Below are 14,579 nucleotides of genomic sequence, written 5' to 3'. Positions count from 1 at the left end.
AAACTTTTTCGCTCACGATCCCCGTCCCCCAAAAACGGGGAAGCGCCAGGATTTGCAATGATGCTTTCCCCACTATTGGGGGGGCAAGCGTTAATCATCATCAATCCGTTCGATTCGATTGCTTGATCGAAGCTGCGCCAAAACTTGCTGGCGAGCCTGAGTCTGTTCCTGTCGGTCAAGGTACGCCCGTACCATTTCAAGCCCCTGCGTTTCTGTGACATCGGCCGCATCCCAGTGGTTGTTTAGATAAATCAAATGCCAACCCAGTGGCGTGCGCACCGGCTCACTGACGTCACCCGGCGCCAGAGCAAAAGCCGCTGCTTCGAACTCCGGCATCATGCGCCCACGAGGGAAAGTGCCCAGGTCCCCGCCTTCGCTGGCAGTCGCGTCTTCGGAGCCGGCCTGGGCAACGCTGGCAAAGTCTTCGCCCTGGCTAATTTTCACGCGCATTTCTATCAAGCGTAGCCGTGCCGCTTCAACTGTGGCGGCATCGGCCCCCTGGGGCACCTTGATCAGGATGTGCCGGGCCTGGATTTCTTCCGGCCGGCTCAAGTCGGCGCGGTGTTGCTCGTAAAATGCCCTGACCTGTTTTTCATCCGGCTTGCCCACCTGGATCAGGTCAGCAAAGACCTGCTGGGCCGCCAACTCACGGCGGGTGTATTCGGTAAAACTGGCTTCATCGAAACCGGCGTCTTGGAGCCGGCGTGCAAACACGTCGGGCCCGCCGATCGCTTGCCGGGTCTGGGCGACTTGGTTTTGCACGTCGGCATCGCTGATCACCACGCCGCGCTTGACCGCTTCCTGCCACAACAACTCCTTGTCGATCAATGCATCCAGCGCCTTCTGACGCAGTTGCTTGTAGGCCTTGGGGTTACGAATGTTGCCCACAGCCCTGCCCTGATCTTCGAGGAATTCGGCGAAATAGCGCTCCAGGCGAAACTCGGAAATCTCTTCTCCATTGACCCGCGCAGCGGCCGGCCCATTGCTGCAGAACGCCACCGGGGCCCACAGTGTCAGCAGTATCAGCACAGTGTTGAGTTTCATGATCGGCCTCCGGTCAAGGCATGACAGCAATGGGTTTGTAGGGGGCAACCAGGAAAAAGCGCTGGTCGGGCAGGTCTACCGTCACGACATGTGCTCCACTCAAGCCCAGGCGTCGACCCGGGCCAAAGCTGAGCAGCGGGGTCAGCCCTGTATCGAAATCGTGCAGGCCCTCCAGGGCACTGATGAGCTTCTCGCGGCTGGCGTCGCGCCCGGCCTGCTTCATGCCTTCGCTCAACAGTTGCATCGAGCTGAAGGCGCCGACTTGCAGCACCGCGTGCTGAGCGCCAAGCCCCTGTTTTTCGCGCAACTGCGTCAGCGCCAGGCGTCCGGCCAGCGTCCAGTCACTGGGCACGAACGGGTAGGCCAAAAACAACCGACGGGAAAATCCACTGGGCACTTGCAACACCTCACCGGCCACCTGATTCGACGTAGCGAACAGATAAGGCAGCTGCCCCGCCGTTTGCAGACGTTCGGCCAGTCGACTGAAGCCGCTGCCACTGCCCAGGTAAAACACCGACCGCGAGCCCAGCGGCAGTTCGTCTTGTGCCTCGTCGTAGGCTTGCAGACGCACCTGTTTCCAGGCGTTATCTTGCAAGTACTGACCAAGGTTTTGCGCCGCCAGCCGTTGGCTCGGTTCGTTCGGGTAGGTAATCAGCGTCGGCCCCTGGAGCACACGCAAACTGGCCGCGGCGTAGTTGGCCAGGGCGATCAGCTGTTCGCGCAGCCCCGGCAACGGCTCAAAAATTTGCCGACTGGCCTGCGCCGAGCCCTGCAACGAAAGCGGCCCGATCAGCGGAATCCTCGCCTGTTCCAGACGCACCGCCAGGTCCGCGTCCAGCGCCGGTGCCAGCGGTGCGATCAAGGCGAACACCTGTTCTTTCTCGATCAATTGGTCCAGCGCCCACTCGGCGCTGGCGCGGTCCAGGCCAGGATCGAGAATGGTCAGGCGCAATTGCCGACCATGAATGCCACCCGCCGCATTAATCCGCGCCACGCTGCCCTTGAGCACTGCCGCTACGGTGGCGCCCTCGTCGGCCAAGGGTCCCTGACTGGGCAACAACGTACCCAAGCGCAAACTGTCGGCGGTCAAACCGGGGTCGCGGTCCTCGGCCACACGCTTGAGGTAGGCCGTGAGGTTGCGTTGATCTTTCATCGACAGCACGAACCGCGGCATCGCCGGGTCGAGTCGGTTGTTGGCTGAGTCGCGACCTTGTGCAATGGCGCGGGCCAGCGTGCCCTCGGTGTAAGCCGGGTAGTCGCGGCCGTTGATTTGCTCTTGGCCATAGCGGCTGGAAAGGCGCGACCAACTGATGTCCGGGGGACGCACCCCGCCTTCCGGCCGCCCCTGACCGTCAGCGCCATGACAGTTGGCGCACGGCAAGCTACTGGCCGGCAGCAGCATATCGGCGGCGCCGACCCGTGCCATGACCGTTTCACCACTCCCTGACACACCTTCGCGGTACAGGCGTTTGCCTGCACTTTCGCTGGGGTTCAACGCTAACGCATGGGTGGCGAAAGGAATGCCGCCAAGCAGTAGAAGGCCGAAGACGAGGGCGGTTTTCATGGCGCGCACTCAGCGACCGGCCACGGGCATGGTCAGCAACTGCAAGCGCTGAGCAATGGCGGCGGCCGGGGCATCGGGACGGATTTTGCTCCAGCGCTTGTTTGCCACATCACCGACGATCAACTGCGTTGAATGCTGTTCGGGGGTCGGCACAATCTGGCCGATGCGCCCCAGGACAAGGTCCATTTGCGCCTTGTCGCCGGTAAGAAAAAGCCAGTGGGGCCCATCGACGCCCTGCTTCAAGGTATAGGCCTTGAGCACCGCCGGTGTATCACGCAGCGGATCACTGGTAAGGGAGATAAAGGTGATGCCATCCGCCTTGTCGCCCAGCAACTCACGCACTTCCCTGAGCTTGCGGGTGATCAGTGGGCAGGCATCGTTGCAACTGGTGAAAATCACGTTCAGCAGCACCACGCGGTTTTGCAGCGCGTCACTGTAGAAACGCAAGGTCTCGCCGTTCTGGTCCTGCAACGGCGTGTCGGTGAACCAGGTTTGTGCGTCGTGCGTGCCAGTCGCCGGTTGCGCGGCATCCACTGCCGGCGCGGTTTCTTCGTGCCCTTCGTGGGCAAACGCCGTCAAGCTGAACAGGCCAAAGCACATCGACATGAGGGTCAAGGTGAGTGTTCTCATGGCTGTTGCTCCATGGCAATGGCGGTGTGTTTGGCGTGGGCATTGCGCTGGCCGCTGAGTTTCTCGACTTCACGGGTCAGCACCGTCGGGTCGGTGAACCCGTAATAGCGTGTCCAGTGACGGCTGTTGCCGTCGCCGACGAGGATCAATGGCTGATGGTTCTTAAAGTCACCGCTGAACGAGCCGAGACCTTTGAGGGTTTCATTGATCGACTGCGAACTGCCCGTCAGCCAACTCCAGCCCGGGCCTTTCTGGAAGTTGCGGGCGTAGTCGTTCAGGCGTTTGGCGTCGTCGCGCTGCGGGTCGACGCTGATCGACACCAGTTGCACTTCGCCGCCGACCCGCGCACCGAGCTGCTTTTGCACCTTGCCCATGATCGAGGACACTACCGGGCACACCGTGGTGCAACTGGTGTAGATGAAGCTCATGACCACGATTTTGTTGCTTATCAGGTCCTTTTCCAGGCGCACCGGTTTACCGTCCTGGTCCACCAGTGCCACATCGGCGAATTTGACCTGGGCACTTTCGGAACTGGCGCTTTTGGCCGGCATGTCGTGCCCGGCATGCTCATCCGCCGAGTGCGCCAGGGCTTGACCGATACCGGCAGTCAACAGGCAGAACGTCAGCAATCCACGATTTGCGAAACGGTTCATGTCAGTGTCCTCTTCAGTTCGTATTGCCGGGCAGAACCCGCACGCTGGCAAAAGTCTTGTCGTCAAAATTCGCACCCAGCGACGCCGCACGGACGTGCAAGTACCACGCGCCGTTCTGGTCCAGGGTCACCGGAGCTTCATAGATGCCGTTGCCCACGTCGAGGGCGGCGACTTCCTGAACCCGTGAAGTCGGGGCGAGGAAGTAGCGCACCTGCACGTCCTTGACCCCGCTGCGCTGGGCCTTCTGCTTGCCCTCGACAATGCGAAAGCGCACCACGTAAGGACTGCCGATGGCGGTCGTTGCCTTGTCGAGCATGAACTCCACTTTGGGCACGCCAGCGTGCTGGACGAGTTGTTTGTCAGGCTCAACCAATGCTGTGAAGCAATGGATGATGTTCGGTTGATTGAGCAGAAACGCCACGTCGAAACGCCCGGCCGAGGGCAGCTTGATCCGCGCGCTGTACAGCCCCGGTTCGACCTCGCGCAGGCTGCGGTCGATGACCATCGCCGCCCGTGCCACTTGCCCGCGATTGGGGTAGCCGGACATCGGCGCATTCATGCCTTCGGCGTAGAAATAGGTGGTGTTGTCGACCGGATTGACCACGAACACCGCGTTGTCGTCCCGCGACACCGCCAGGCTCGACGCCAGCGGCAGATCACCGGCCAGTCGTGGCGGCTGCGGCCCGGCTTCGAAACCCTGGCTGATCGGCGTGCGACCCTGGCCCAGCGACGACAGGTTGATCATCGTGACTTTGGCCGACGCCAGTCCGCGGACATAGGCATACGCTTTGGTAAACACCACTTGGTACGGCTCGGCCGACACGTCCACTTCATGGATCAGCGAGTCGGTGGCCGCGTCGATCACCGAGGCCTGGTTCTCCAGCGTGTTGAGCACAATGCCGAATCGACCGTCAGCACTGAACCCCATTGGCCCAAGGCCCTGCTTCACCTGGATCACCCGGCGCACCGCCAGGCTGGCGCTGTCGACCACGGTCACGGTGCCGTCCTTACCGTCGGCGACATACACCGCCTGGGACAGCGGCGAGTACGCCACCGACAGCGGGTGCGAGCCGGTCTTGAGTTGTTTGCTCACGGTCAGGCTGGCAATGTCGATGATGCTCAATGTGCCGTCGTCGCGGTTGGTGACGAAGGCAAAGCGGCTGTCCTTGCTGAAGGCAATTTCGTGATGCCCGGCCCCGGTGGCCAGGTGTTTGAGGGTCTTGAGGCTGTGGGTGTCGATCACCGTGACGCCGGACTCGTCGGCTTTCGACGCGTTGTTGCCGACCCACAGCAGACGTTCATCCGGTTGCAGGGCCACACGCACCGGGTTGCTGCCGGCAGTCACCGACTCCAGCAACTTGAACTGCTCGCTGTCGATCACCGCCACTTCCCCGGCCGTCGGCATCGACACAAACACCCGTTTGTTGTCCTTCGGGGTCACCCAATCCATCGGCGGCTGTTTGAGGTTGATCCGTGTCATGGTGCTGGTGATGCCCCCCACCGACACCGACGGGTCGACCACCGAAACGCTGGCATCGCGATTCATCACCAGCAGGAAATAGCTGTTGAGGTCCAGCAACGGCCGCGCGCCAATGCTGGATTTGAGGAACACCCCGACCCGCGACTTGCAGCTTTGCTCGCGGCCCTGAGCCTGGTCGGCGGCGACAGTTTCGGGGTCGAGCCAGGCGCCGGGATTGACGCCCGACAACGGCTGGCCCGAGGCACTGTCGTTAACCCGGAACTGCACGTCGGCGAATTCACCTTCGCGCAGCACACCGTCCTTGGCCAACGGCTTGACTTCAAGCGCCACCGAAATACCGTCACGGGAGAGATTCTGGCTGCTCCAGGTGTCCGGCAGGGCGTCTTTGCTCAGCATATTGGGCGGCGCGGTGCGCCAGACGCCGAGGCAAATCAATGCGACCCCGACTGCCACCACACAACCGCTGATTTTGATGGTCCTGTTCATACCACTTCTCCCCTTACAGATCTGCGCCTGCCTTCGAACACTAATCCTGTGGCGAGGAAGCTTGCTCCCTTGCCACAGATGACTCATCGCTCGTTCTTTCTCTTTACTGGCTGGCGTTTAGGCAAGCCATCCTTCTACGGATTCGGGGCCGGTTCTGGTTCGTTGGTCACCCGCAGCAAGCCCCAAAGCCCTGCGGTATTGCCGTAAGCCGCGTAATCACGGAACAGGTAGTCGCCCGGTATCGCATTGCTGCCCCCGGCGCTCGGGTGCATGAAGCTGAAGTGCGCCGCCGGCAGGATGCTTTCGTGGGCGCCGATGTACATCGACATCGGGTTGTAGCCAAACCGCACCGAACCCACGCCAGGCGTCCACATCGGATAACCGCCGGTGTCGCTCTTCTCCGACTGGAACGGGTTGACCGACCAAACGTGACCGTCAAGCTGGAAGGTCGAACCGCGGCTGCCACCGGTCGGCATCAAGATGTGTGTGCGGAACGGTTGCCCCGGTTTGACATACAGCACCGGCGTCTGCGGATCGCCCCCCACCAGCGCGTTGCTGTAGGCCATGTGCGCGTTGGGCACGTCGCCGTAACCGTAACCGTTGGCGTGACCGAATGGCGCGTCCGGCGCCAGGCCGAAACGGAACCACATCGGCTCGGTCTTGTAGTTGATGGCCATGCTGGAGTTGTCCTGTGGATCGGTCGGCACCCCCTGACCTTCAGCTGCAATGCCTTCCACCGGCCGACCATTGGCCCAGCGAATGTTCAAGGCTTTCTGCCAGACCATCGCGAAGTCGCGGTAGGTGGTTTGCCCAGGTGCGGTGACCGTCGCATTGACTTTGCGCGCGTCCTCAACCCAGGTGGCGCCGACCGGCAGGATGCTCATTGCACCACCCAGGCCTTTTTGTGGCTGCTTGATCACGTCCGCCGGGGTGAAATTCAACCCGCCGAACTCCACCGCCGTGGCGTTGATGTTGTCGACACTGCGGCCCAGTTGCGTGATCGGTTTGCCTTCACGCTCCAGGTGCCCGGCGTAGTACTGATAAGTACGAGTCGGGTACGCACCGCTGCTACCCACGCGCGGTGGCACGGTCTGGATCGGGTTGGCGCCGACGTTGGCGCCGTCGGATTTGGTGATGTCGTACGCCAGCAGTTGCGCGTGCAGGCCAACGTGGCTGGACGGCCGCATGAGGTTGTTGCTGAAGGTGGTCGCGCCCTGGCCGCTGTTGCGATCACGCTTGACCATGCCTTGCATCACCGCCGTCTGGGTCAAGTCCGGCATGACCACTGGCAAGCGGTTTTCCAGAGTGATGTTGATGCAGTCACCTGCCGCTGCACGCAGCACCAGCGGTTCGACAGGTACACCGGGTTTCAGCTTGCCGGTGGCCGGGTCGAGATCGGCTTTGCGCACATACAGAATCGCGGTCGGATCATGCAGCGGCCCACTTTGCCCGCCGATGGTGAAGGTCTCGCCATCTTCAGGATCGGTCACGGTGACCTGAGGAATGTTCACCGTTCTGGAGTTGTAAACCAGAGTGCCACCCGCCGGGTTCAACGGCCCGCCGACGTGCTGGCCGAGCCCCGCCGGATCCGCTATGGACAGGTTCAGCGGATTGCCGAGGATGTCGTTGGCCAGTGCCGCCACCACTTCATAGTTGCGTTGCACGGTAGGCCGAGTGCCGATGCCATTGGGGTTGGCGCTGATTCGCGGGCAAGAGCCATCAAAGGCCACGGTGTTGCGCATGCCGGCCGGTTTCGGGTTGTTCGGCAGTGCGAACAGATCGTTGCGTTGCGCAGTGTAGTTGCGCATCACGCCCCAGATCCCGCTCCAGTAACCTTCCAGGGACGCGTCCATCGAGTACAGATAGTCCCCGGTGGTCGCCGCCGAACTGGACAGCATCGAGACCGGCGCAATGAAGCCCATCTGCTCGGAGATCCCGATCATTTGCGACGCGCGCCAGCCGGAGTTGGAGCTGTTGCCGAAGCCGGAACCGCTTTGCAGCCATTTCACACCGTGCAGGGTCACGTTGTGCTCTTCTTCATGACCGCCGGCATGCACCCGCAGCCGCACATTGTCACCGGTGTAAGTGCGCAGCATCGGGGTGAACGGGTCACCCGGCTCCGCACCGCCACGGTTGATGTGCGGCGGGAACAGCGTGGTGCCGCCGGTGGGGCCGGTGGCGGCAGTGATCAGGTTGGGCGCCAGGTTCATCGCTGGAATCGCACGATCGGTACGGCTTTGCATGGCGTACGAAAGGTCGCCGCCGAGGCCATCGGTCTGCATGCCGCGCTTGCCGTCCGGCCCGACCTTGTTCGGGTCGTACACCCGCAGGGCCAGCGGCTCGTTGCGGTAATTGACCACGAACATGCCCGGATCATCCACAGAGATCGCCTGTGGGCAAGGCCGGCTTGGGCAGCCCGGAACCATCCCGCCCTGAACTTCTACCACGCCCTCCAACAGGTTGCTGGCGTTGTTGCGCACCGGCGGGTTGATCGCGTAGCGGAAGCTGTCAGCGGTGGCCGGGAAGGCTTGCGCATCCGGCACGCCATTGGGGCCGGCGCCGACGTACACACCGGCTTCATATGCGTGCTGGAAGTCGCTGTATTCGAGGAAGAACTCACGGAAGCTGTCGTTCTTGCCGTCGCCGTCCAGGTCACCAGTAGAAATAACCGCTTGCCACGAAGTCGGCCCGCCGTCCTGGCGTGCGCCGCTGTACAACGGCTCGCCGGTTTCGGCGTGGAACCAGGTGGAACCGGCCGGCTCTGCCAGCACCGTGGCGTACAGACCGATCTGCTGGTGCGTCGATGGGCCCAAGTGGTCGTGGGTGAAAATGGTCCCCAGGCCACGGTCGACGCCTTTGCTGTTCACCACCGGATCGACAAACCAGCGCTGCATCGCCGTGCGCGCGCCCACCCAGTCAGCCCGGCCATATTGACCAAAGAATGGATGCGCCTTGGCAACCGGGCAGACCGGCGTGCCGTCACGCGGGTCGGTGCCTTCGCACTGGTTGAATAGACGAATGGCGTGGATGCGCTCTTGCACGGCACCGGGGGAAAGCACGCCGTCTTCATAGTTCCAGCCGTTGGCCGAGCCGTCAGCGGCGGTCAGGTCCCATTTAGGCAGGTGAATGTGCTGGCCGATCACGTCGGTCGGTGTGCGCACCTGATAGTCGTCCATCTCGTAGATGGCCGGCACCAGGTTGGTTTGCTGGTACTGCACGCAGTCAAAGGTGTTCATGCGCATCACCAGAGGCTCTGGCGGACGTTGTTTGGTGATCACCGGCCAGGCGTCTTCCCACAGCGCCAGAATGCGCGCTTGCGGGAAGTGGTAGCCGACCTTGTTGTACACCGCATCAAACTGGATGTTTGCCGCTTTGTAGATGCGTGGACGGTCGGCAGTGAAGGTCGACGAACCGGTGAACGACAGGCCATCGATCCGTTCGCCGCTGTTGAACTCGCCCGTGCCGGCGCTGGCGGTCAGGCGTTTTTGCCGGTCGTCCATGCACGGTTCGTAGTACGGCGCACCCGCCATCGGCAAGGCGCCGTTGGTGCGGAAGTTGCGCGCCACCACTTGATTGCCCGGCAGCACGGCGAAGCTCGCGTGTTCTTTTTTGGCGTGAAAGGCCATGGCCGCCTGTTCGACTTCGGTGCCTTCTTCAGGCATGTAAATCGGTTTGGCCCGGGTCACTTCCTTGGAGAAATCCAGCGAAGTGGTCACGGTGTGCGCCTCACCACCGGATGAGAAACCATCCAGCGAGTGGCGCCCCAAACCGCCATCCCAGCCACCGGACTGCGCCGGGTCGAGGTTGGCCCACAAGGCATTGCCGCTGGTTTTCAGGGATTGCGCCTTGGCGGCGTCGAGCATGTCCAACGGCGGGGTTGGCGGACGTTGGCCGACCGATGTTTCCATGCCGCCGATCCAGAACGGATAGCCAGGGTTTTTCAGGCTGCCGTCGGCATTGCGATTGGCTTCGCTGCGGTCGACCAGGGCCAGGGAGCCGATGGCTTGAGCGCCACCGCTGCCACCGTGATGTTCGCCGTCGTCATCGTCATCGTCATCGTCATCGTCATCGCCATTACCGGCCACCAGGGTTTGGCTGATCTTCGGCACGACTGCCACTTTGCCCGGCATCGGCGCCATGGCTTTGCCCGGCAGCGGCACGACCGCTGGAATTGGCGTGCCTGCAATGATCTCGCCATCAGGCAAGGCCCGTGCGCCCGCCGCCGGTTTACCGCTGCGCAGGGCGTAAGGTTTGCTGTGATAGCCGTCGTTACCTTGTTGGGAGACTTCGAGTTTGGTGCCTTCTTCAAACACGTCGTGCACTCGCCACATGGCCCACATGCCTTGGGCAAAGTGCGGGTAGAAGTGGCAGTGATAGATCGCATCGCCCGCCACGCGGTTGCGGTTGCCCGAACCACCGTTGGCGATTTCGTAGGTGTAACCGGCGCCCGGACCAATGCCCTGGGCGTCTACATAGTCGGAGTTATCGTCGTTGGGGTTGAACAGCCATTGATGGCCATGCAGGTGGAAGATGTGCTGCTCGTGGCCGTTGTGCGTGTTGCGGAATTTGACGAAGTCACCGATGTAGCTGTGGTTGACGTTCGACGGCTCGGATGGATACAGCGCCATGGTCGCCTTGACCCCGACCTGATCGGCGCGTGGCGTTTCCCCCGGACGAATGTTTTCCAGGCCGACGTTGGCCGGTATGTCCACCAGCATCGCCACGTCCCCCACGGTGTGGGAACTGAGGAAGAATTCTTCATAGGCGCAGGACAGGCAATCGTGCATCGGCCCGACGCCCAAACGGTTGGCCACCACTTCGGCGCCCATGCCGCCAGAGCCGTAGTTGATCATGAACGAGTCGCGGGTCGGTTCCAGCACGTGGGCCATCACCGGGTCAGCCCAATACGCAGGGAATGCCTGAGTCGCGGCGGTTTCATCCTGGAACTGCGAAGCGAAATCGCGGAACGGTTCCAGCCGGTTTGGCAGCGCCGGGTTGCGTTTGCCGATGGCTTCCAGCGGATAGGTCGAGGGCGGGAAGCTGCCGTCAGCGTTGCTGCCCATCACGATCGCGTCGCTCTCGCTGGAGATGATTTCATTGCCGTCGACCATGTTGATGATCGGCGTGCCGGCCTTGCCTTCACGGATCCATGGCTCACGCTGCGGGTAGCGCGCCTGGTAATCGACAATTGGCTGGCCGGCCGGAGTACGGCCAGCGCTGGCCAGGCGCATCTCTTCTTCGGTCACGGTGTTGCGATAGGTACGGCCGCCCTTGGGTACCACCACCACTTCGCCGAACAGACCGTTGGCCACGTTGCCCGCATCGCCTTCACCGCCGAAGGTGGCGCCACGGCTGCTGGCGGCAAACGCGCCTTCGCGCTCGGCGTACAAGGTGTAGGAACGGGTGGCGCCAGGCGGAATCAATGTGTTGGCGTTGCGCCCGGTAAAGGAGGCGATGTCGTCAATGCTGTTGACCGCTTGCAGGCCGTTGACCTGAAAGCCGACGTGGCGGTCGGTGACTTGTTCATCAACCTTGAATTCATCGGTATTGCCGACTTCCGCCTCTTCTTCACCCTCGACTTCGGTGCCTTCGTGTTTGCCGGGGTTGGCTTGATACGCCAGCAGGTTTTGCAGGTTGATCGTCAGGCAATCACCGGCGGCCACACGCAGCACCAATGGGCGCGGACGCTTGTCGGGGCGCAGCGAGACTTTGCCCGGCACCGCCGCCCCGCCCCGGGCCAAAGACATATTGTTGTCATCGACCACGTCGCGGCGCAGGGCGAACATCATGCCATTAGCGTTCTGTGCACCCAGGCGGTTGAACATCAGCGGCTGATCCAGCGCCACGACGTTCGCCACCAGATTGCGTTCGCAACGCGCGGCAGCCTCGGCCATCTCGATGCCAAACAGTGGCGCAAAAAACAACAACAGATTAACCAAGTGATGAGCGTGGGGTATGCCGGACATAATCACGGGCCTCGCGATAGGTGCTCACAGGAATAATTCTCGACAAGTGCGGTACAGCAATCCCCATGCCACAAATAATTTTGTTGTTTTTCAGTTAGTTAGATTGAGGACTTGATAAGTCGGGGGGATATCCCCCACTTATTCCCCACTTTTCTGCCGGGGCAATCATTCCCCACTATTGGGGGATGCCTGCACGCCGTTTTCGATTACAACGGCGCATCCACGGCCAGGCCCTGCAAGCGGCGGTACTGGCGCAAAACATCCGGTACGTAACGCTGGGTTTCGGCGAACGGCGGGATCACCCCGCCACGGCTGAGCACCGCTTGCGGCCCGGCGTTGTAGGCCGCCACCGCAAGGGCTATGTCGTTGTCAAACAGGGTCAACAGACGCTTGAGGTATTTCGCCCCGCCCTGGATGTTGGCCTTGGGATCGTAGACATCCTTGACGCCCATCTCCCGCGCGGTGTCGGGCATCAATTGCATCAGCCCGCCAGCGCCCTTGGGGGACGTTGCATCGGCGTTGTAACGGGACTCGGCGCGGATGACCGCATGCAACAGCGCAGCCGGCACTTCATTGGCCGTGGCGGCCGCTGAGACCAGCTCGGCATAGGGTTGCGCGGCGATCATCTGGGGCTGCTGATCGAGGCTGACGAGCGCAGCAGCAGGCTCGTGAATGACCCGTTCATAGATGCGGCCGGGACGGTGAACGTTGGACAGCACGTAGCTGCCCTTGGCGTCCACGGAAACGAATACGTCGGCCTGTGCAACGCTGGTCAGCAGCAGACATCCGAGTAATCCAGTGGTGAGTGTTTTCATTGTTCTACCTCCCCTGGTCGGCCCCGAAAATTGGGGGTATTGCCCCAGTGGCCGATCGTGAATCAGCCATATGCAAGCTCTGCGCCGTAAGCGCGAAGGCCCATGGCACGGGGAGTCCAGAAGGTTGCCCAAAGCTGAGCATGGCAATTGCATAAGCCTTTATTGCGACCCTTCTGCCGATTGTGTGAGGTCATCATGAAACAACGTCTATTTCTTGCCCGGCGTACTCAGCGCGGGTTTACCCTGCTCGAACTGTTGGTGGTGCTGGTGGTGCTGGGGCTGTTGGCCGGTATCGTCGCGCCGAAATATTTCGCCCAACTGGGCCGTTCCGAAGTCAAAGTTGCCAAGGCGCAAATCGAAGGCCTGGGCAAGGCACTGGATTTGTATCGCCTGGAGGTCGGCCATTACCCGTCGACCGAACAGGGCTTGCAGGCGCTGGTCACTGCACCAAGCGACGAAACCCACTGGACCGGTCCTTACTTGCAGAAAAAATTGCCTCAGGACCCATGGGGCCGTAACTACACCTACCGCTATCCCGGCGAAAACGGTGAGTACGATTTACTGTCCATGGGCAAAGACGGGCAGCCCGGCGGCGAAGGCGAGAACGCCGAAGTCACCAGCTGGCAATAACGGGGGAAGACCATGCGCTTTCATCTCAAAGCCGTGGGCAAGGCCGGTGTGGTCTCGATGACCGTCGAGGCCCCCGGCCACAGCGAAGCCCGGCGAATCGTCGAAGACCAGGGTATGCGGGTGGTCAGCCTGCATGCCGAGCGGCATTGGCGTGCCTTGCGTCTTCAAAAGCGGGAAACCTTCAACCTGGTTTTATTCAGCCAGGAACTGACCACATTGCTCAATGCGGGCCTACCGTTGATCGATGCGCTGGAAAGCCTGGCCGAAAAAGAATCCGCGCCACAAGCCCGTAAAACCTTGAGTGAGCTGGTGCGCTTGCTTTATGAGGGCAAATCGTTTTCCCAGGCATTGGGCCAGTTGTCGGCCGTGTTTCCCCCTTTGTATGTGGCGCTGGTGCAGTCCAGCGAGAAGACCGGTGCCGTGGGCGAAGCCCTGGGTCGGTATGTCAGCTATCGCCAGCGCATGGACGAAGTTCGGCAAAAAATCGTCAGCGCTTCGATCTACCCCATGCTGTTGCTGGTGGTGGGCGGTGGCGTGGTGTTGTTTTTGATGGGCTATGTGGTGCCGCGCTTCAGCTTGGTGTTTGAAGGCCTGGGGTCGAACCTGCCTTGGCTGTCACAAGTGTTGATGACCAGCGGCATGTTCCTCCACGCGCATCAGGGCGAATTCTTCGGCGGGCTGCTGGCGATCATCGTCGCCCTCACCTTCCTCCAGCGCCAACCGGCCTTTCGTCGGAGCGTTGACCGTCTGATCGAAAAACTCCCGGCGATCCATCAACGCATCTTCATGTACGAACTGGCGCGCTTTTACCGCTCGCTGGGAATTTTGCTGCAAGGCGGCATTCCCCTTGTCACGGCCATGGGCATGGTGCGTGGCCTGCTCACCGTAGCCTCCCGTACACGTCTGGATGAAGCCTGCGAACGGGTGCGCGAAGGTCAGTCGCTGTCGGCCGCGCTTGAGCTCAATCACCTCGTGACCCCGGTATCCCTGCGTTTGCTACGCGCTGGCGAGCAGTCCGGCAACCTCGGGCAAATGATGGAACGCAGCGCCGACTTCTACGACGAAGAAATCAGTCGCTGGCTCGAATGGTTCGTAAGGCTGTTCGAACCGCTGCTCATGACGTTTATCGGATTGTTGATCGGGGTCATCGTGATCTTGATGTACATGCCGATTTTCGAGCTTGCCTCGAGCATTCACTAAGGCTCTGGAACGGGGCCGAGCGCTGCGAGGCATTTTTATCGACGTTCCAACTGAATAAATCCGAACCCTGGGGTGTTCACCTATTGAATCGAGCAGCAAGTTGCATTGTTC

General features: G+C 61.5%; 9 protein-coding genes. 2 read left to right on the top strand and 7 right to left on the bottom strand.

The window, feature by feature from the left end; genetic code table 11:
* Positions 1-90: 90 nt before the first annotated feature.
* The 7 genes from ACA048_RS10955 to ACA048_RS10925 form a co-directional block, all read right to left on the bottom strand.
* A complete protein-coding gene (locus tag ACA048_RS10955; RefSeq protein WP_497629115.1) occupies positions 91-1,044 on the bottom strand; it encodes a peptidylprolyl isomerase in 954 nt (317 codons plus the stop codon).
* 13 nt (positions 1,045-1,057) lie between these two features.
* Positions 1,058-2,608 (bottom strand): cytochrome c/ABC transporter substrate-binding protein, encoded by a 1,551-nt coding sequence (locus ACA048_RS10950; RefSeq protein WP_497629114.1) that lies wholly within the window; start codon positions 2,606-2,608, stop codon positions 1,058-1,060.
* A 9-nt stretch (positions 2,609-2,617) separates the two neighbouring features.
* Positions 2,618-3,238 carry an SCO family protein gene (locus ACA048_RS10945; RefSeq protein ID WP_497629113.1) on the bottom strand — a complete coding sequence of 207 codons (621 nt, stop codon included), beginning with the start codon at positions 3,236-3,238 and terminating at the stop codon, positions 2,618-2,620.
* Positions 3,235-3,891 (bottom strand): SCO family protein, encoded by a 657-nt coding sequence (locus tag ACA048_RS10940; RefSeq protein WP_497629111.1) that lies wholly within the window; start codon positions 3,889-3,891, stop codon positions 3,235-3,237. The genes ACA048_RS10945 and ACA048_RS10940 overlap by 4 nt, the downstream gene beginning before the upstream one ends.
* 13 nt (positions 3,892-3,904) lie before the next feature.
* Entirely contained in the window at positions 3,905-5,857 is a 1,953-nt protein-coding gene (locus ACA048_RS10935; RefSeq protein WP_497629110.1) for a YncE family protein, read from the bottom strand.
* 134 nt (positions 5,858-5,991) lie between these two features.
* Positions 5,992-11,823 (bottom strand): manganese-oxidizing multicopper oxidase MnxG, encoded by a 5,832-nt coding sequence (gene mnxG / locus ACA048_RS10930; protein ID WP_497629109.1) that lies wholly within the window; start codon positions 11,821-11,823, stop codon positions 5,992-5,994.
* A gap of 206 nt (positions 11,824-12,029) precedes the next feature.
* Positions 12,030-12,638 (bottom strand): lytic transglycosylase domain-containing protein, encoded by a 609-nt coding sequence (locus tag ACA048_RS10925; RefSeq protein WP_497629108.1) that lies wholly within the window; start codon positions 12,636-12,638, stop codon positions 12,030-12,032.
* A gap of 195 nt (positions 12,639-12,833) precedes the next feature.
* Between ACA048_RS10925 and gspG the strand changes: the two genes are divergently transcribed.
* A complete protein-coding gene (gspG, locus tag ACA048_RS10920) occupies positions 12,834-13,268 on the top strand; it encodes a type II secretion system major pseudopilin GspG (RefSeq protein ID WP_497629107.1) in 435 nt (144 codons plus the stop codon).
* A gap of 12 nt (positions 13,269-13,280) precedes the next feature.
* A complete protein-coding gene (locus tag ACA048_RS10915; RefSeq protein WP_497629106.1) occupies positions 13,281-14,468 on the top strand; it encodes a type II secretion system F family protein in 1,188 nt (395 codons plus the stop codon).
* Positions 14,469-14,579: the final 111 nt, after the last annotated feature.

Source organism: Pseudomonas sp. LBUM1659 (assembly GCF_059716045.1).
This window is presented reverse-complemented; position numbering and strand designations above follow the sequence as displayed.

Bases quoted from the DNA above. Each gene is read 5' to 3' on its own strand.
- ACA048_RS10955 (WP_497629115.1), bottom strand. From the start codon at position 1,044: ATGAAACTCAACACTGTGCTGATACTGCTGACACTGTGGGCCCCGGTG.
- ACA048_RS10950 (WP_497629114.1), bottom strand. From the start codon at position 2,608: ATGAAAACCGCCCTCGTCTTCGGCCTTCTACTGCTTGGCGGCATTCCT.
- ACA048_RS10945 (WP_497629113.1), bottom strand. From the start codon at position 3,238: ATGAGAACACTCACCTTGACCCTCATGTCGATGTGCTTTGGCCTGTTC.
- ACA048_RS10940 (WP_497629111.1), bottom strand. From the start codon at position 3,891: ATGAACCGTTTCGCAAATCGTGGATTGCTGACGTTCTGCCTGTTGACT.
- ACA048_RS10935 (WP_497629110.1), bottom strand. From the start codon at position 5,857: ATGAACAGGACCATCAAAATCAGCGGTTGTGTGGTGGCAGTCGGGGTC.
- mnxG (WP_497629109.1), bottom strand. From the start codon at position 11,823: ATGTCCGGCATACCCCACGCTCATCACTTGGTTAATCTGTTGTTGTTT.
- ACA048_RS10925 (WP_497629108.1), bottom strand. From the start codon at position 12,638: ATGAAAACACTCACCACTGGATTACTCGGATGTCTGCTGCTGACCAGC.
- gspG (WP_497629107.1), top strand. From the start codon at position 12,834: ATGAAACAACGTCTATTTCTTGCCCGGCGTACTCAGCGCGGGTTTACC.
- ACA048_RS10915 (WP_497629106.1), top strand. From the start codon at position 13,281: ATGCGCTTTCATCTCAAAGCCGTGGGCAAGGCCGGTGTGGTCTCGATG.